Here is a 17562-nt window from a genome sequence, read left to right as displayed (position 1 = left end):
TACGCACACCCCAGTCCACCTTTTCCATTTCCTTTTGTTTTGCAATTCAATTCCTCCCTATGACAGAATAATTGGATCTCCCTTATTATAGTAAATGTATTTTGTAACTATCTATCAAAATTTGTCGTTTAACCCAGGATATTTAATCATAGTTTTCAACTTCGTTCTTTACCTACCGGTTTCTTTAATCCAGATTCCCCAGTCACCCCGCCCGTTAGCCTTGAATGAAGGTGCTTCTCACGGCGGTGTTTTTCAATTCTCTATGTTCTGATCTGCAGCGATTATACTCATTAATCAATTCATCCAATATCATGGACTGCTGAAGAACCTTATCATCATGCATGCCATGATTCCCTACCAAACGACTCAATTCTTGTCTACCTTGCTCTATTTGGTCTTTTAGAATTCTCGGCTTTCTCACAGCATGCACCCTCTCTAAAACAATTTAGAATACATCTTAAACCCTCCTTTTCTTTTCGTTTAATCCTAAGTACTGACAAAAACATACTATATTTTGCAGAATTTTGTAAAAATGATTCTATAGAAAACTTTATGTCAGTTGTTTTTCCTTGATTTTTGAACATAAAAATAGCCTACTGCAAAAAAAACAGTTGGCTGCTTGAAATATTCCTATAATATTATGCATTTTCATTCAATAGAGTATCATCAATACACTTTAATGTTACCCCATTGCAGAAGTGATCTGATCCAGATGATTCATGGCAATGAGCCTATAGTAGGTGCATTTCCCACTCCTCCCACCCCCGACAGTTTCATTTCCCAAATTCTTGCACACTTAAACTCTCTATTAAAATTCTATACTGCTCCTCCTGAGCATCACTTGCCTGGTTTCTGAATTTCCCATACAAATCTATACATTTAATAGACATGAGGTCGTCGTTACTTGAGGATGAGAGCTCTAGGCTGGAAAGTAAACCCTCGATTCCAGATGAATAGTTTTGTTGGTAAAATCTATATCTCGCAAGTTCGTAGTATAAACTTATATAAGCGTGATTTAACATTTGATCATTATATTTTCCTTTATTAAGCGTGTCATTATTAAATAATCTAATGCAAGAATCAAATCTATCCAATGCAAAATCGATATCAAATAAATATTGATTAGCTGCTTTTAATATACCTACAAAGGCTGTTAAGATTTCTTCGGGATTGGCTTCGACATAATCCAAATAAGAATAAATAACCTCTTCATTACCTAGCATCAATTGATATAAGTAACGATTCCCTTGGGCCCATTTTTGGAATAACTGTATAATTTCGCTGTCCTCATGTGTTGGATTTTTAATTTCAATAACGTTCACATATATTTCTGTATGTTTCAAAGCACTTTCATATTCCTTACGCGCATCAAATACACTGGACATTAACAAATTTGCATATGCTTTGTAAGTAAATATCGGGTAGTACGCAATTCTTTGTCTATTTTTCCGCCTACGAGATTGAAGATCAAGTTGGAAATCAACTTTCCGTTCTAATTCCTCTGCTAATTCATAAACCTTATCCCAGAGGTGTATTGTATTATAGACATTCGCCAAATCTTTAATCGCATCCAGTTGCACTTCTTCATCCAACTTCTCAATATAAGGCTCAAATTTAACCGCAGCGTTTAGATTATCGAATTTACTCTTTGTTTTATGAAGTGAAAAAATACGGTACTGGCATAATGCCAACCGTTCCGAGTGCTGATACTTCTCACAGTCTGCTACACATTCATATAAAATAAGTGCCGCTTCACTCATTCCTTTACTATACAAATCTTCAGCCATTTCAAACAATTCTGAAATATAGGACCGATTATCCGTTACTTGAATAATAACCCTTTTAATACAATTCAGCTTGTTTAGTTCAGCACAACCATACAGAAACGGTTCCAATCGTCTCCAATGTGGTGCCACGTCTATAAAACACTCCACGCTATACATTTCGTAAAAGTATCCTTTTTCAAGCCCCATTCCAGACGTGATCTGATCCAATTGGTTCATGGCTAGAGGCCTACTCCCTTTTAAAACGGCACTCATAGTGCCAACATTAACTCCACAGGTGTTAGCAAATTGTTGAAGTTTGTACCCTTTCTCCTTGATATAATCCTCTATATGCGAGCGAATCGTAGGTGCAAGTTCCAAATCCCTCACCTCCATCAACCATACTAACTTTTCAATAAGTTATAATATATGTAATTTTAATCCTGTATTTTACAATGGTCAATCAATAGATACATAAAACGAGCGTTCCATTTCCAAATTAGGAAATAGAACGCTCGTTAACAATAAAATATCTTCAACTGCTCCACTACATATCAACATCCCTAATATCCACCCGTACCGTGACTAAAAAAAGAAGCTAATATAGATTCCGCACCGCTAATTATCCCAGAGAACAAAAGACATGAACTACAAAGCATTACTACTAACATTGCTTTTTTTAGCATATCGACCATAGACCTCCTTGATAATACTTTTGTACTTTAACATTACTGATTCGGTCGCTTGCGCTCTGTACTCTTCAAATAAACCCACACAATATATTATTGTAGAATCATCTTTGATTTTATGAGCAGATGATAAACAAGTTAATAGACTTCTATATCCTTCATCATATCGTTCCTTAGACAACTGATAAAAAGCTAATTCCGCCCAAAATTTAGTGTACCTATCATCCTTAATTTGAGTAATATAGCTACTTTCGTCATAATGATCCTCAAATAACATATTAATATATAGATTGAATCTTCTAAGAGCATGGTCTACATTCAGATTGTATAAATTGGCAGCTTCCATAATCTTAACTAACCCAAGAAGAGTTTCATTATCGTTATCTTCAATAAAATCTAAATAAGTATTTAGTGCCTCGTAATCACCCATCATCAATTTATAGAGATAGGTATTAACTTCAGCCCAATCTTGAAACCGTTTAATAAATATACGATCCTCTGAAGTAGGTTTTTCAATTTCAAAATTCGTATATTGAGCGGTCTGATCCAAGGCCTTTTGGTAATCCCTACGCTCACCCCACACATTAGACATCAATAAATAAGCATAAGATTTATAGGTGAATAAAGGATGTTTGGAAGTCCTCTGTTGATCCAACCCCCTTTTCTTTTTTTTGTATTGTTCTAAAAATTCAACTCGTTGTTCCAGTTCACCGGCTAATTGAAATACCTTATCCCAATGGCACAACCCACTATATGTATTAGCCAATTCCCTTAACGCATCGAGCTGCCGCTCTTCATCCAACCGATTAATATACGGCTCGAAATGTACGGCTGCCCTGAGATTGTCATGCTGATCCTGACCGAGAGATAAGGTGAAGATGCGATACTGACACAACGCGAGACGCTCCGAGTGTTGATATTTCTCACACTCCGCGACACATTCATATAACATACGAGCCGCTTTCTTTTGTCCACGCTCCAGCATACCCTCCGCCATCCCGAACAATTCCCCAATGTAGGATCGGTCATCCGTCACCTGCTGGATTACTTTGTGAATACACTCCAGCTTGTCCAGCTCGGCACAACGTTGTAGAAATGGCTCCAGCCTTCTCCAATGGGGTGCAGATTCTACAAAACATTCAGCACCGTAGATTTCGTAGAAGTGTCCCTCTTCGAGATTCATGCCCTGAGTGATCAGGTCCAGTTGAGCCATGGCGATTGGCCGTGTCCCTTTGATGATCGCACTTAATGTTCCGGCGTTAACGCCCGATATATCGGCAAAGTATTGAAGGGTAAACCCTTGTTTCCTGATGTAGTCCTCAATAGTTGAGCGTATCGTAGTTGTAGGTTCCATGTCTCCCACCTCCACAATTAAAATCCATAAATTTGAATTTATATGATATGTACAATTTTAATCCTAAATTTTACAGCGGTCAATAAAAATCGTGGCAATTATCTCCACATTCTTACAGGGCAAATCGACTTTATTCCCCTTATAGAAAAAATCCATTAGAAGAATGCCTCGCAACATGGTAAAGTTAGTTTCAACTTAAAATATCCTACTATTTCCATAGGATTAAACAACACAGATGCTTTTCGATTCCAGTCCGAGGAGTAGGTTAGATGAAATTTGCCTTGTTTAGTCTCATGATGAATCTGCCCAACGCGGTGACCGGGGAAGCGCTTACCACACAACAGAAGTTCCACAACATTCTGGAACAAGCCCAGTTGGCTGAACGGCTGGGATTCGATGCCTATGGGATCGGTGAGCGGCATGGTGCACCTTTCTTATCCTCCTCACCACCCGTCATGTTGACCGCCGTCGCCGCTGCGACCTCACGCATTCGGCTACTCACCACCGTTACTGTTCTCAGTATACTTGATCCCGTGCGGGTTGCTGAGGATTATGCCACGCTGGATCAATTATCTGGCGGACGGCTGGAGATGATCATCGGGAAAGGCAATGATCATCGGCACTACCCTCTGTTTGGCATTAGTGAAGAGGAACAATGGGATTCACTCAGTGAACGCTATGAGCTGCTGAAACGGCTATGGACTGAAGAGGATGTAACCTGGCAGGGAACGTATCGTCCTCCCCTTCATGAGGTTACCACTCAACCAAGACCGCTCCAGCAATCCATTCCGATCTGGCATGGTAGCGCATCGAGTACCCGCTCCACCGAGCTTGCAGCGAAATATGGTGAGCCGCTGTTCACCTCGAACTCTTTCCACCCTCAGGCCAAATATAAAGCACTCATCGACCATTATCGGGAACGTCTCGAACATTATGGTCATGATGCCGAGCGGGCGGTGATCGGTTCGGGAGCGGGCAGTCTGTACCTCGCGGATACACGCGAAGAAGCGATTCGTCGGTATACGCCTTATTATGAGGCATTTCATGCTACCGCTGCTGCACAGCACAACCAATCACCCTTCAAAAATCTGGAGGATAACATTGCTCACGGCCCTGTGTTAATCGGCAGTCCCGATCAGGTCATCGAGAAAATCCTGAACTATCATGCTGCATACGGACATCAAGTGCTGAGTATCAGCGTGGATGGCTTAAGCCGTAGCGAGCAGCTCGAGCAAGTGGAGCGTTTTGCCAAGGAAGTTGCACCTGTATTACGACGAGAACTGCCTAGTTCCGTATGGAACGATCCCCCCGTTTTGAACCAGCAACCCCCATCTTCTGCCGCTCCATCTCCAGAATCATGGCCCCCAGCCATCTCGCCGATTGTCCAAATATAGACCCTCGTACAATACACGCCCATGGCAACTTGGGAGATCCTTGTGAATCTCCCTGTTACCCTCCCACACCGCGCCTTAAATAATCCTTCTATTGAAATTCTGGTGAACTCGACATTGCACCCTATCCCACGTTAATCGGACTGGATACCATTGAACAGAGAAGTTAACAGTCGCTGCACATATTCAGCATCCATCGGCTCGCCAGTCACCAACATACGATAGAAAATTGGACCATACACGAGATCTATACATAATCCGATATCACAATCCTTCTTCAGTTCGCCGCGCGTCAGCCCCTTCTCTATAATTCCCCAAGCTTCACGCCTGCGAGGCTGAATGTACCTTGTCCGGTATTCTTCCGCAAGCCCTGGATCGGATTGGCCTTCTCCGATAATCTGTGTAATCACTTTTCCTTCCCGACTGGTCAAAAAATGAACCAGATTACTCGCATGAATGCGCACATCCTCGAATACTGATCCGGTATCCGGCACAGGCAATCTTGCCGTTGCCGCAGACATATACCCATCCATAATGACAGCCCCTTTATTGGGCCACCATTTATATATTGTTGCTTTGCTCACCTGAGCACGTTCAGCAATTTTTTCGACCGTAATCGCTCCAAACCCGTGTTCCAGCAATAATTCATAGGAAGCTGCAAGAATGGCATTCTGGGTTTCCATGTTGCGGGGACGCCCTCTTTTGGCAGTCATCATTATTCCTCCCTGGTGTGAATCGTACAACTAACTTCATTTTATATCATAAAAACGATACGTTCATTATACTAAAATGCCATGGATTTAAACAATTTCAACCTCGCGTTCGCCCGTATAACTAAAAAATATTCTCTCTGCCCATTTACAATACTAAACGTTTAGTTTATTATATGTTTGTAATTAGTGAACACAACGTTTAGTAATTAATGAACCCATGAGAAGTGTCACACTGGTTTGAACATACGGCTGGTCATGGTGATAAGTCAAACCATTACGCTATTCAGGATCATTAACATAAAAAACATTGGAGGATGATGAACATGTCTATGCAACATGATGTGAAGGGGAACAAGGTTCCGAGCTGGTTGATATTCCTTTTGGCTGCAGCTTGTGGACTGATTGTGGCGAATCTGTACTATGCTCAGACTGTCTTGGGGCCGATCAGCGATACAACGGGGCTGTCTTCTGCTGCTGCCGGACTGATTGTAACGTTAACTCAGATCGGTTATGTCATTGGGCTGCTGTTTATCGTACCGCTCAGTGACATTATAGAGAATAAGCGGCTGGTAACCTTGTTCCTCATCGTTCTGGTCATTGCCTTAATTGCCGCTGCCTTCTCTCCCAATGCCATCTTATTTCTGACTGCCTCCCTGCTCATTGGGATCGGTTCTGTGGTTGCTCAAATTCTGGTACCCTATGCCACCTACCTCACTTCGGAGGAGCAACGCGGACGGGTTGTCGGCAATGTGATGAGTGGTCTACTGCTCGGCATCATGCTGGCCCGTCCTGTCGCAAGCTTTATTACCAGCCTCTTCGGATGGCAAACCGTCTTTGTATCCTCGGCCATTGTTATTGCGCTGCTGATGCTGCTCCTGTCACGCGCGCTTCCTTCACGTCAGCTGCAGCCTGCCATGAAATATGGTCAATTAATCGTCTCACTCGGTACCCTGTTGAGAACGTACCCACTACTGCGTCGCCGGGCCCTCTATCAAGCCAGTCTGTTTGGCGCCTTCAGCTTGTTCTGGACCACCGTGCCGTTACGACTGGCTAACGATTTTGAAATGTCCCAGCAGGGGATTGCCTGGTTTGCACTGGCTGGTGTTGGGGGTGCTATCGCCGCTCCCATTGCCGGGAGATTGGCAGATCGCGGATTAACCCGGATTTTGACTGGCGCCGCCATGGTGATCGCTGTCGCTTCATTCGGTCTTGCTTATCTGTTCCAGGGCCACTCTACCGCTACCCTTATCCTGCTTGTTATTGTGGCGATTACACTGGATATGGCTGTGTCGGGCAATCTGGTTCTGGGACAACGCATCATATACTCTTTGGGGAGTGAAGCCAGAGGTCGTGTGAACGGAATATTCATGTCGATCTTTTTTATCGGGGGCGCGATTGGATCATCTCTTGGCAGCTGGTCTTATGCACACGGGGGCTGGAGCCTGACCACACGGATTGGCTTGGTGATGCCTCTGTTGGCACTTGTATACTACTTAACGGAAAAGAAAGCTACCGTCGTCAGCAATCATCTATAAGTGCGTGTTCAAAAAGGTCGGTTTTCAGTACCGAGAAGATGGGATGAAGTTAGAAATGGAGTAGCGGAGCGTAGGCAAACTACGTGAGCAACCACAATGTTTCAAAAGAAACATACTTCGTAAGCCTCCCGCTTATTTCGGCTGAATTCCATATTCGATGCTGAGATGCCGTCAGGCATCCTTCGTAATCAAAAGCGGACTTTTTGAACAACCTCTATAACTATCCTTTCATATGTAAAGAAGGGCAGAGTGATCTCTAGGATCAGCTTCTGCCCTTTTGACTTATTTCATGACACTGAACTTCTTGGTTATTGCCCGAACCATTTCATCCTCGCCCCACACAATGACCCCTACCACTTTGGTGGCTTCCAATTCCATCGAAGAAATCTGATCTGCATATTGTTCGAAGGCATTGTTGAGTGATTGGCCCGTCTGTGAAAAAACAATATGGCTCAGTCCCCCGCTGTCATCTGAGCAGGATTTGACCAGGTTGATCAGTTGATTCTCCCCGGCTTTCAGAATGACCGTACTGTACTGGATACCTGCATGCTGAACTCCGCTATGATCCAGTACAGGTTGATCAGAATATAACCCCGGCTCGTTGAGGGCTGCTTGTCCCATCAATAGGGCAGCCACATTGGCTGCGGCTCCCGGCTCCAGATTTTTGTCCAGTATAATAGCTATTCTTTTCATATGACTGCATTCACCCTCTGTGTATTTTTGGTAAAACATATCCATGGCATGTTGATTCCCTCGCGTAATACTTTATAGGTCACGAGCCCGTAATGATCAGCACAGAGCTGATTCGTGAGCGCTATGGACTTCTCCTTGTTGTACATGACCTTCCTGCAAGCTTCGGGGTTGGATGATACGGTGCTGCTCTCTCTATAGGTTGTATCAAGTTCAGATAACAAGTATGTAGTCGCCGGATGATGATAGATAATGTCGATCTGATCGGGACATACCGCATGGAAGCCGGATAGCACCAGGGCAGGAATCTTCTCTACAAAGCTCTCAGCCACGACTAAATCAGAATCCATGATGAAGCTGTTGAGCTTGGGATACGCCCCAGGAACCAGCAGGCAGGAAATTTCCCCTGACTTCAAGTCTTCCGCAGCCGCTTCAAATTCGGGGTATGGCTTGATTCGTTCAGAGTTGCCCAGCTTCTTCGCGATATGCATGCTGCAAGTCAGGAATCCTTCATCGTCTCCAAGTGTTCCCAGTATGGCATATTTCCCTTTGGTTATCTCCATTTATTTCTATTTCCTCCTTTTTATTTCTAATCCGCTAAAGATCGTATACCAAAAAATTCCTATTGTCAATTAACACTTTAACGTAACACAAATATGTATTTCCGTTCATATTTCCCGCTAAAAAGTATATTGAAATTGGAAGATTATGAGCTATAATGTTATGAAATGAATTATTTTCTATTTTTGCCTTTAAATTGAGGGAGGACTTATGAAAACGATTGTATACATATCTGATTTTAGGCTTCCAACTGGATTAAACTTCATTAAACCTTTGCAGAAATTCGCAAATCATAAGAAAATTCTGATCATTGAACGGCACAATCTCCATCATGATGAGCTGCTCCAGGACTTCTTTGATGAAATTAGATATGTCGACCATCTGGAATCCGTGGATGCCATCCGGGAGCATATGATTCAAATCCGAGAATCCCATTCCATAGAAGCTTTGTTAACTCCGGGGGAGAATGCCATTGAGATCGGCGGTCAGCTCCGATCCGAATTCGGCATCCCCGGTATGCAGCGCAATCAGGCTGAGGCTGTCCGCAACAAATGGATCATGAAACAAATGCTGCATCAACGCGGAATTCGGACATCCGAAATTGCCATCGCACTACATGAACAGGACTATATTCGTTTCACTGCTGCACACGGTTTCCCCATTATTGTGAAGCCACTCAGCGGATATGGAAGTATCAATACGTTCAAATTGTCCAGCATGGATGAACTGGTACATTATCTTCACCATACAAGACAAGCACAGCAAAGGGATTTGCTGGAGGAGTTCATCCACGGTACGGAGTTTCATTGTGATTCCATTGTGTCCAAGGGCAAGGTTGTTTTTTCATCCGTTTCCCAATACCTGTATAACTGTCTGGATATTGCAACGAAGCAGAAGCCGCCAGCTAGTATTACGTTCCCTGAAGGCACGGAAGCTGATTTTATCGATCACATCAAAGAACTCAATGAACAGGTCATTGCTGCCTTGGGTATCAACCAATCCGTAACACATGCCGAGCTATTTCTAACTCCGGAAGGAGAAGTGGTATTTGGAGAAATCGGGGCAAGAATCGGGGGATCGCATGTTATGCCTCCTTGTATCAAGAACACCCATGGCGTTGATTTCTTCGAAGCTGTCACTGATCTGGAAGTTGGAATATATGAGTTTAACCAACAAGAGACGAGCCATAAATTCACAGGCATGATCTGCTTCCCTTCACGCGCAGGGGTAATTCAACACATATCCGGGATAGAGGATTATGCGGATATCCCTGGCATCGTTGAGTTCAATGTATCCTATCAAGTGGGGCAGCGCGCCGGGGACGTAAACGATACGATGACCCGATCAGGGTATGCTATCGTGGAGGGTGATTCGTTCGAGGAATTGCGTCAAACCCTGCTGGATATGTACGACCGCTTCAAGATTGAAGTGACGGTTGCTGAAACCGTATAAGATGTACGGATGATCCTTACCGTTTTTGGTCTGGAGTGAAGGTTATCTTGGGGAGGGCTGGAATTATTGACGTTATTCAAAACCTACGCGGGTCTGAGCCGCGATATCTATTATCTCTGTTTGGCCAGAACGATTAACAGCACGGGGGATTTTGTCTTCTCCCTGATTACCTTGGTGCTTACGTTGCAGATGGGAATGAATGTAGTCAGTGCAGGGATCTTTGTGTCCATGGCAGCCCTGATCAGTGGACCCGGTGTACTGCTTGGCGGCTATTTAAGCGATCTTATGGGTAAAAAAACAATTATTGTCATCGGGCAATCGTTGTCTGCCGTCATGATTATATGCTGTTCCTTTTGGTCAGGCACAATCACGATTGGTTATCTTCTGATTGCAGTCATGTTCTTCATCAGTATTACCCGGCCTGCTTATAATGCACTGATTATTCAACTGTGCACGGAGGAAAAAGAGCGAAAATCCGCCTTCTCCCTCATGTATCTGGGGGCCAATCTGGGGATAGCCATCGGACCACTGATCGCCGGTTTTTTCATCAAGGATTACGTCAACATCGTCTTTATAAGTATCGGCACCGTGTTTCTGATATCTACCTTTATTATCATCAACCAGGTCAAGGTCGGCACACGCAAGGAATTGGCGTCAACAGGCAGCCAACATTCTGAACAACAAGAACAACAACTATCGAGCCAACCGCCTTCTCCATTATTCAGACTGCTGCTGAAAAATCCGCTCGTTGCCTTCTTCATCGTGGTATCATTTCTTAACTATTTTATCTATATGCAATACTCATTTAGCCTCCCGCTCCAGATGAATCACTCGTTTGGGGAAAACGGGGCAGCATATTACGGCTCTGTCATGACCATTAATGCCATCAGCGTCATCATTCTCACCACCTTGATCCTGTCCGCTACACGCAAATTAACTGCCCTAAACTCCATAGCTGTGGGCGCGCTCTTCTATGGAATCGGATTTGGTTCCTTGAACCTGCTGGGTTACTTTCCCCATTTTTCCATCGTCGCCTTATCCACGGTGTTGTGGACCATTGGAGAGATTCTGGTGCAGACCAATATCAACCTGTATATCGCTTCGCGTGTACCCGATACACATCAGGGACGCTTTAACGGCTTGCTGTTATTCGTAGGTTGTCTGGGTTATACACTTAGTCCATATTTGACAGGCATTTTCATCAAAAGCATGGACATGGAGAGCGTATGGATCATTATTCTGGCCTTCAGTCTGGTCTATGCGTTGTGCATGATTATTCTCTGGTATATTGAAAAAAGCTCAACCAGGAAAAGCGAAATGGAGCCGCTGGATCGCTCAAAAAGTGTCTGAACATTGGGCCAGCCGTCCTCCAGGTGCTGCAACATGGAAGACCCATAGCTGGTCGTACGAAAATACACGACTTTGTATACATTCCTTTCCATACGTAAACAAAGGGCAGAGCGATCCAGAGGATCGGCTTCTGCCCTGTTTCTTTATGTTCACACCAAAACAGACAGATGTGCATTCGCATCATACTCAACCAGCTGCTGCCCCGCATGCAATTTTTGCACCAGATCGGGATTGGCGATAAACGGTCTACCGAACGCAGTCAGATCAATGATCCCATTCGTCACAGCCAGCTCCGCGGTCTGAACATCCAGATCACCCACACCAATGATGATTCCGTCCCATTGACTCCGAATCCTCTGGTGAAAAGTTTGTTCTCCCTCCCACGTTCTGGTGTATCGATCTATCGAAGGGTGCAGAATGCTTATGCCTGTCTCACGGAACAGGTTCAGGTATGCGTCGATCATGCCAGCCTTGTCTGCCCAGACATAGGATGGGTCATCGTCTTTTTTCTCGGAAAATCGAACGGATATGCGATCCACACTGATTTCTTTTTTTACTGCAATGATGATGTCCCGAAGGAACCGCAACCTGCCTGTAGTGTCGCCTCCATACTCGTCCGTTCTATGATTCGTCTTCTCATTAATAAATTGATCAATCAGATAACCATGTGCCGCATGCAGCTCAATTCCATCGAATCCGGCCAATACCGCATTACGGGCAGCTATTTGAAATTGTTCAATGGTATCCTGGATATCCTGTACACTCATCGCTTGAGGTATCTGATATGGCTTATGCAATTTGTGGACTCTTCCCTCTGCCCGAAGGCTGGAAGGGGCCAGCGGAGCGGTACCAATCAGATCGGAATGGGACAATCTGCCGACATGCCACAGTTGTGCAATAATGGTTCCCCCATGTGTGTGGACTGCCTCCGTCACTCTTTTCCACGAAGCAGTCTGTTCTGCCGTGTATAATCCGGGGATGCCATAGGTTCCTTTGCCTGCCAACTCCGGGATAATACCCTCAGTAATGATCAGTCCCACGCCATCCCGGGCACGCTGTTCGTAATAAGCCACGACCTCTGCGGTCACTGTGCCATCATGATCATTGGCAAATCCTCGAGTAAGAGGTGCCATCACCAATCTGTTTCTCAAATGCCATTCGTTAATCGTCACCGGGTTTAGTAATGTAGACATGTTATGCATACAGCTCCTTCTCTCTTCGTAATAAGGATATTGTAAGCCGGCTCATATATATCGTAAAATGATTGAAATATATAGATGTATCTCTCTGAGAGATACCTGACAAGGAAATCTGAGGATAACAGCGATCGCAATGTTGTACTGTCCTCGGAGTGCCAGTGTAATATGCATTAGTTGAACTTATATAGATAAAAGCAATCAGGAGGCCAGATCCATGGAACTTTCGGATATCGATATTATTCTCGCGGTAGCACGGTCAGGCAAAATCTCGCAGGCCGCCAAAGAACTGAACTATGCACAATCCAATGTCACCACACGCATCAAAAAGCTGGAACAGGAATATCAGGTGCAACTGTTCAACCGTTTTCCCAAGGGCGTTGTACTGACCTCCAAAGGAGAGCAGTTTGTCCAGTATGCGACACGCATTCGTGACCTGTTAAACGATCTGCACCAGGATATGACCGATCCGGGGGAGCCTTCAGGCATGCTAAAAATCGGGATCGTGGAGACGGCGGCTTCCAGCCGTTTCATGGAAATGCTCAATGAATACCAGGTGAGCTATCCTGAGGTATCCATCTCACTTGTTAATGCCACTTCACCCAAAGTACTGCGCAAGAAAATACAGGACTATGAGATTGATGGTGCCTTTATCAGTGGTGCCTGTGTGAAGGAAGGACTGAAGGTGGAATATGAAATGCAGGACACGGTACATATCATCTCGAAACGGATGGACGTACCACCTGAAAGTCTGTGTCAGGTATCATGGGTTGTTTTTCCACAAGGTTGTCCATATCGTGAGATTACGGAGCAATTTTTACAGGAAGAGGGTCTATCCGCTCGCAATATGATTGAAGTCAGTACGATGGAAAACCTGCTTAGCTGTGTTGAATCGGGGATTGCTTTTACCATTATGCCGTGCAACGTTATTCACAAGAAGCCGGATGCGTTTTCCGTGCATGATCTGGCCGAGCAATTCACACATACCACGACAACCTTTGTCCGTGGTGAGGGTCGTTATGTAAGCAGCGCACTGGACCAATTTGTAAAGCTGTTGAATCAGAAATGCATTACATTTTGAATTCAACATGTAGCTGCGCCACATTATACTTTCGTTAGAATTGAACTTAGAACATAGGAAGAAACCAAAAAAGCACTCATAAAGAGTGCTCTTTGGTTTGATTGCCTCTACATACTAAATATTACTTCTTACTCCACCTTGAATCTCGCAGCCGATTCGGCCAGCTTTTGCGTCAATTGTTCAATGGTTTCCACCATGTTCGCCAGTTGCTGCACCGTAGCAGATTGCTCCATCATGGTAGCGGTCACTTCTTCAACCGATGCGGATACCTGCTCACCTGAAGCCGACAAACTATGCGCTGACTCCAGTACGTCGTCCTTATTCTGCAACATCTCCTGCATCTGTCCTGCCATCGTAGCGATCTGTTGATTAATGACCGTTACCTTCTCCAGAATCACATCGAATGCCTGTCGGGTCTGAATGACAAGCTCATCCTGTCTGGACGAGATGGTATGGATCTCGGCAACACTCTGATTGTTCTCCGCTACATCAGCCAGATTCTGCTCGATGATGCTGGAGATTTCCTTGGACTGGCGTGAACTCTGTTCTGCCAGATTACGAATCTCTTCTGCCACAACCGCGAATCCTCTGCCATGCTCTCCAGCCCGTGATGCTTCGATGGAAGCGTTCAATGCAAGCAGGTTGGTCTGCTTGGCAATCTGGCTAATGGCTTCCGTAATCTGACTAATACTGCCCGAACTCGTTTGAAGTTTGACCGTAATCTCAGAGATTTTCTCCACTTCCCGTTCATTCATCTCATTAATACGCATCAATTCATTCACGACTTCATTCCCATTATGGAATACACTTTCAATCTCATCTGCCCTTGCCTTCACGTCCTGTGCGCTGCTGTTCATGGCAGTCACTTTATCGCCAAAGCTGTTGAACTTGCCTGCAATCTGCTCCGTATCTTCGGATTGGGCCTCCATTGCCTTTGCAATCCCCATGGACGTCGCCGATGTCTCATCAATGGATCTTGCCGTCTGTCTGGACGTGTCCTCCAGTTCCTGGGTGCTGGCCTGAAGTACATGGATGGATTGATTCATGTTGGTAATCAGGCTTCTGTTCTGCTCCACCATGCCATTGAAGCCCTCAGCCAGATCCTTGAATTCACTGTTATATCTGCCATTAGCCTTAACGGTCAGATTCCCTTGAGCAAGCTGCTGGAACAGTCCGATCAGACGAATGATGGGTCTTGTAATACTACGAGAAATCAGCAATCCCACACCAATAGCCAGAGCAATTCCGATCAAGGTCACAATCAGCACCTGCCGCTGTATATCCTCTAATGGACGTTTGATATCGTCATAATCGTCCATAATCACCACCGAGAGATCTGCGCCAGGAATCTGATTGATACGATAGTAGATGTCATCTCGATCCATCGAGGTGATCTTCACTTTGTCCGTTGCCTTGGCCTCAATAAGTTCCATGGCTTCCTTATCCTCTGCAAGCGTTTGACCCACAACAGAAGGGTCCAGAGAATCATACATAATGATGCCGCTCCGGCTCAGCACTTCAACTCTGCCTTGACCATTGATTTTAATGTCTCCGAGTTGCCCCAGGAAAAAGTTGCTGTCCACCGACATGGCGAACACACCCAGAATATTCCCCTCTGCATCGATGATGGGCTCCGAGAATGCAATAATTAGCTTCTTGCTAGTCTTAGAGACGACGGCATCACTGATGAAGGATTTCCCCTGTATGGACTCCTTAAAATATTCCCGATCTCCCCGTGACTGCCCGATCACTTCCGGCATGGTTCCCGCCACCATGGTTCCTTCCTTATCAAACACGAACAGGTCCGGCTTGGAGCCTACCGTTTCAGATATACTGTCGGTAAGAATCGTATTCGCTCTATTGAAATACGGATTCTCATCTGTGAAAAAGGTCTCGTCTGTCATTTCGTTGGTATCACGCAATTTCAAGAGTTCTTTAAAAGTACTATGTACGGATATGGCATGACTCATTTGTTGCTGAAGCTGCATCGCTGTCCAAAGCCCTTCCCCAAGGCGGTCCGCCATCACATTAATCTCATCCTTGCTTTTTCTGACCACAACATCAGATGAAACCATATAACTTGTGGTCGTTGCACCAAGCAGAACCAAAACAACCAATACACTGATCATGATCGACAGCTTGATTTTAAGCGACACATTTCTGATCTTATGACCTACCCCTTGTTTTTTCCCCATTTCTCCACTTCTCCCCACTTTTATGAACCATCTTGATGATATACACCTATACATTATCGGAAAAATTCGTGACGAATTTGATCAAACAGGGAGATATTGCCACTGTTTTTTTCTGAGCGCACACAAAAATGCCTGCTCGTATTGACAGGACCCATAACTTAAGATGGATTGCCGACACGTAGCAGACAGTATTCAAGTGGTATTATGGCCTTGGGCCTTGGCTATCCGCGTAATCTTCGGGAACTCAGCGCGTGATGGCCGTTCTGAAGGAATGTGCTTCGTGTATTCTTCATGAGTTCGATTCGGCGCTCAGCCAAACGGTCCGCCGCCACATAAGTTGCGATGCCTTCAGTCCGGGACGTTTCGAAGATTTTCTCCAGCGTGTTATAGATCTCCCCAACCTTGCTCCACGCACGATCCGCGTTATAGCCGTTCAGCTCATCCGCAATGTTAATTACACCACCTGCATTGATGACATAGTCTGGTGCGTATACAATACCCATCTCATGCAACTTGTCACCATGTCGAGTTTCCAGTAGTTGATTGTTCGCACAACCTGCTACAACCTTGGCTTTGATCTGTTTCAGCGTATCGTCATTGATTGTACCGCCCAAGGCACACGGGGCATATATATCACAATCTACTCCAGTAATATCCGCAGGGTCTACTGACTTTGCACCAAATTGGTCCACGGCCTGCTTGACAGAATCCTTGTGAATATCCGTGACGATCAGACGCGCACCTTCCTCGTACAAATATTTGCATAGATGCATCGCCACGTTACCCACACCCTGTACAGCTACTGTCTTGCCTTCCAGCAAATCGGTTCCGAATGCTTCCTTTGCTGCTGCCTTCATGCCACGATATACACCCCAAGCGGTTGCGGGCGATGGGTTACCGGATGAACCATAGCTCGGCGAGATGCCTGTCACATAATCGGTTTCCTGATAGATCAGGTTCATATCTTCTTCTGTTGTGCCTACATCTTCTGCCGTTACATAACGTCCGTTCAGTCCCTGAATATAGCGGCCGAAGGCCCGGAACATCGCTTCATTTTTGTCCCGGCGTGGATCGCCGATCATGACCGATTTGCCCCCGCCGAGATTCAGTCCAGATACCGCATGTTTATATGTCATTCCCCGGGCAAGGCGCAACGCGTCTTCAATGGCCGCTTTTTCTGAAGCGTACGTCCACATCCGGGTACCTCCCAGCGCAGGGCCGAGTGTTGTATCGTGAATAGCTATAATTGCCTTTAACCCGGAGGCTTTATCCTGGCACAGTACCAGTTCCTCATAATCATGATGTTCCATCGCTTCAAACCAACTCATTTAACCGTCTCCTCTAGCCATTTTTGCGATCGGTTCGCATTCATCTGTCCATTTTCCATTCTCTATTGTACCTATGAATACCAATTTTGTGCAAAATCACATCACAATGTCAGCGAAGCATCGATCGATGCCTCTCTTTTGGCCGGGGCGGGGTGTCGAATTTTTGATTTGAAAAATTTTCATATATCAAGTAGGGTAAGACGAGGGATTACTCCCTCGGACTCCGGGTAGAGGGGCCACCCAACTGGTGACCCGAACCCCCAC

Annotated in this window: 14 protein-coding genes; 5 read left to right on the top strand and 9 right to left on the bottom strand. The window is 45.1% G+C overall.

Annotated features, from left to right (window positions below):
• Positions 1-214: 214 nt before the first annotated feature.
• From ACR32F_RS01800 to ACR32F_RS01790, 3 genes are all read right to left on the bottom strand, one after another.
• Entirely contained in the window at positions 215-421 is a 207-nt protein-coding gene (locus ACR32F_RS01800; RefSeq protein WP_440115577.1) for an aspartyl-phosphate phosphatase Spo0E family protein, read from the bottom strand.
• 352 nt (positions 422-773) lie between these two features.
• Positions 774-2144 (bottom strand): hypothetical protein, encoded by a 1371-nt coding sequence (locus ACR32F_RS01795; protein WP_440115575.1) that lies wholly within the window; start codon positions 2142-2144, stop codon positions 774-776.
• Between the two features lie 267 nt (positions 2145-2411).
• Positions 2412-3806 (bottom strand): transcriptional regulator, encoded by a 1395-nt coding sequence (locus ACR32F_RS01790; RefSeq protein WP_440115573.1) that lies wholly within the window; start codon positions 3804-3806, stop codon positions 2412-2414.
• 269 nt (positions 3807-4075) lie between these two features.
• On the opposite strand from ACR32F_RS01790, the gene ACR32F_RS01785 reads away from it, so the two are divergent.
• The gene (locus ACR32F_RS01785) at positions 4076-5200 is read left to right on the top strand and encodes an LLM class flavin-dependent oxidoreductase (protein WP_440115571.1); all 1125 of its coding nucleotides are present in this window, start codon (positions 4076-4078) and stop codon (positions 5198-5200) included.
• A 131-nt stretch (positions 5201-5331) separates the two neighbouring features.
• Here the strand turns inward: ACR32F_RS01785 and ACR32F_RS01780 are convergent, their stop codons facing one another.
• Positions 5332-5910 (bottom strand): TetR/AcrR family transcriptional regulator, encoded by a 579-nt coding sequence (locus ACR32F_RS01780; RefSeq protein ID WP_440119647.1) that lies wholly within the window; start codon positions 5908-5910, stop codon positions 5332-5334.
• Between the two features lie 329 nt (positions 5911-6239).
• Between ACR32F_RS01780 and ACR32F_RS01775 the strand changes: the two genes are divergently transcribed.
• Entirely contained in the window at positions 6240-7445 is a 1206-nt protein-coding gene (locus ACR32F_RS01775) for an MFS transporter (RefSeq protein WP_440119646.1), read from the top strand.
• Positions 7446-7727: 282 nt separating this feature from the next.
• Here the strand turns inward: ACR32F_RS01775 and ACR32F_RS01770 are convergent, their stop codons facing one another.
• Positions 7728-8138 (bottom strand): DUF2000 family protein, encoded by a 411-nt coding sequence (locus tag ACR32F_RS01770; RefSeq protein ID WP_440115570.1) that lies wholly within the window; start codon positions 8136-8138, stop codon positions 7728-7730.
• The gene (locus ACR32F_RS01765; protein WP_440115569.1) at positions 8135-8698 is read right to left on the bottom strand and encodes a hypothetical protein; all 564 of its coding nucleotides are present in this window, start codon (positions 8696-8698) and stop codon (positions 8135-8137) included. The genes ACR32F_RS01770 and ACR32F_RS01765 overlap by 4 nt, the downstream gene beginning before the upstream one ends.
• 208 nt (positions 8699-8906) lie before the next feature.
• Here ACR32F_RS01765 and ACR32F_RS01760 point away from each other — a divergent pair, with 208 nt between their 5' ends.
• Together ACR32F_RS01760 and ACR32F_RS01755 are read left to right on the top strand one after the other, a co-directional pair.
• On the top strand, positions 8907-10148 hold the full coding sequence (locus ACR32F_RS01760) for an ATP-grasp domain-containing protein (protein ID WP_440115568.1): 1242 nt from the start codon (positions 8907-8909) through the stop codon (positions 10146-10148).
• A 66-nt stretch (positions 10149-10214) separates the two neighbouring features.
• Positions 10215-11498 (top strand): MFS transporter, encoded by a 1284-nt coding sequence (locus ACR32F_RS01755; RefSeq protein WP_440115566.1) that lies wholly within the window; start codon positions 10215-10217, stop codon positions 11496-11498.
• Between the two features lie 149 nt (positions 11499-11647).
• Here ACR32F_RS01755 and ACR32F_RS01750 read toward each other — a convergent pair whose 3' ends face one another.
• Complete coding sequence (locus tag ACR32F_RS01750) at positions 11648-12691, bottom strand: oxidoreductase (RefSeq protein ID WP_440115564.1); 1044 nt, start codon at positions 12689-12691, stop codon at positions 11648-11650.
• Positions 12692-12911: 220 nt separating this feature from the next.
• Between ACR32F_RS01750 and ACR32F_RS01745 the strand changes: the two genes are divergently transcribed.
• Complete coding sequence (locus ACR32F_RS01745) at positions 12912-13775, top strand: LysR family transcriptional regulator (RefSeq protein ID WP_440115563.1); 864 nt, start codon at positions 12912-12914, stop codon at positions 13773-13775.
• A gap of 128 nt (positions 13776-13903) precedes the next feature.
• On the opposite strand, the gene ACR32F_RS01740 is transcribed toward ACR32F_RS01745, so the two are convergent.
• The gene (locus ACR32F_RS01740) at positions 13904-15970 is read right to left on the bottom strand and encodes a methyl-accepting chemotaxis protein (RefSeq protein ID WP_440115561.1); all 2067 of its coding nucleotides are present in this window, start codon (positions 15968-15970) and stop codon (positions 13904-13906) included.
• Positions 15971-16191: 221 nt separating this feature from the next.
• Positions 16192-17298: a Leu/Phe/Val dehydrogenase gene (locus ACR32F_RS01735; RefSeq protein ID WP_440115559.1), complete on the bottom strand. Its 1107-nt coding sequence runs from the start codon at positions 17296-17298 to the stop codon at positions 16192-16194.
• Positions 17299-17562 lie beyond the last annotated feature (264 nt).

It is taken from the genome of Paenibacillus hebaui, assembly GCF_051934385.1.
Taxonomy (GTDB): domain Bacteria; phylum Bacillota; class Bacilli; order Paenibacillales; family Paenibacillaceae; genus Paenibacillus.
Note: the sequence above shows the minus strand (reverse complement) of the source record. Positions and strands in the feature narration are given on the sequence as shown.

Bases quoted from the DNA above. Each gene is read 5' to 3' on its own strand.
- ACR32F_RS01750 (WP_440115564.1), bottom strand. From the start codon at position 12,691: ATGTCTACATTACTAAACCCGGTGACGATTAACGAATGGCATTTGAGA.
- ACR32F_RS01780 (WP_440119647.1), bottom strand. From the start codon at position 5,910: ATGACTGCCAAAAGAGGGCGTCCCCGCAACATGGAAACCCAGAATGCC.
- ACR32F_RS01740 (WP_440115561.1), bottom strand. From the start codon at position 15,970: ATGGGGAAAAAACAAGGGGTAGGTCATAAGATCAGAAATGTGTCGCTT.
- ACR32F_RS01745 (WP_440115563.1), top strand. From the start codon at position 12,912: ATGGAACTTTCGGATATCGATATTATTCTCGCGGTAGCACGGTCAGGC.
- ACR32F_RS01760 (WP_440115568.1), top strand. From the start codon at position 8,907: ATGAAAACGATTGTATACATATCTGATTTTAGGCTTCCAACTGGATTA.
- ACR32F_RS01765 (WP_440115569.1), bottom strand. From the start codon at position 8,698: ATGGAGATAACCAAAGGGAAATATGCCATACTGGGAACACTTGGAGAC.
- ACR32F_RS01785 (WP_440115571.1), top strand. From the start codon at position 4,076: ATGAAATTTGCCTTGTTTAGTCTCATGATGAATCTGCCCAACGCGGTG.
- ACR32F_RS01775 (WP_440119646.1), top strand. From the start codon at position 6,240: ATGCAACATGATGTGAAGGGGAACAAGGTTCCGAGCTGGTTGATATTC.
- ACR32F_RS01735 (WP_440115559.1), bottom strand. From the start codon at position 17,298: ATGAGTTGGTTTGAAGCGATGGAACATCATGATTATGAGGAACTGGTA.
- ACR32F_RS01770 (WP_440115570.1), bottom strand. From the start codon at position 8,138: ATGAAAAGAATAGCTATTATACTGGACAAAAATCTGGAGCCGGGAGCC.
- ACR32F_RS01790 (WP_440115573.1), bottom strand. From the start codon at position 3,806: ATGGAACCTACAACTACGATACGCTCAACTATTGAGGACTACATCAGG.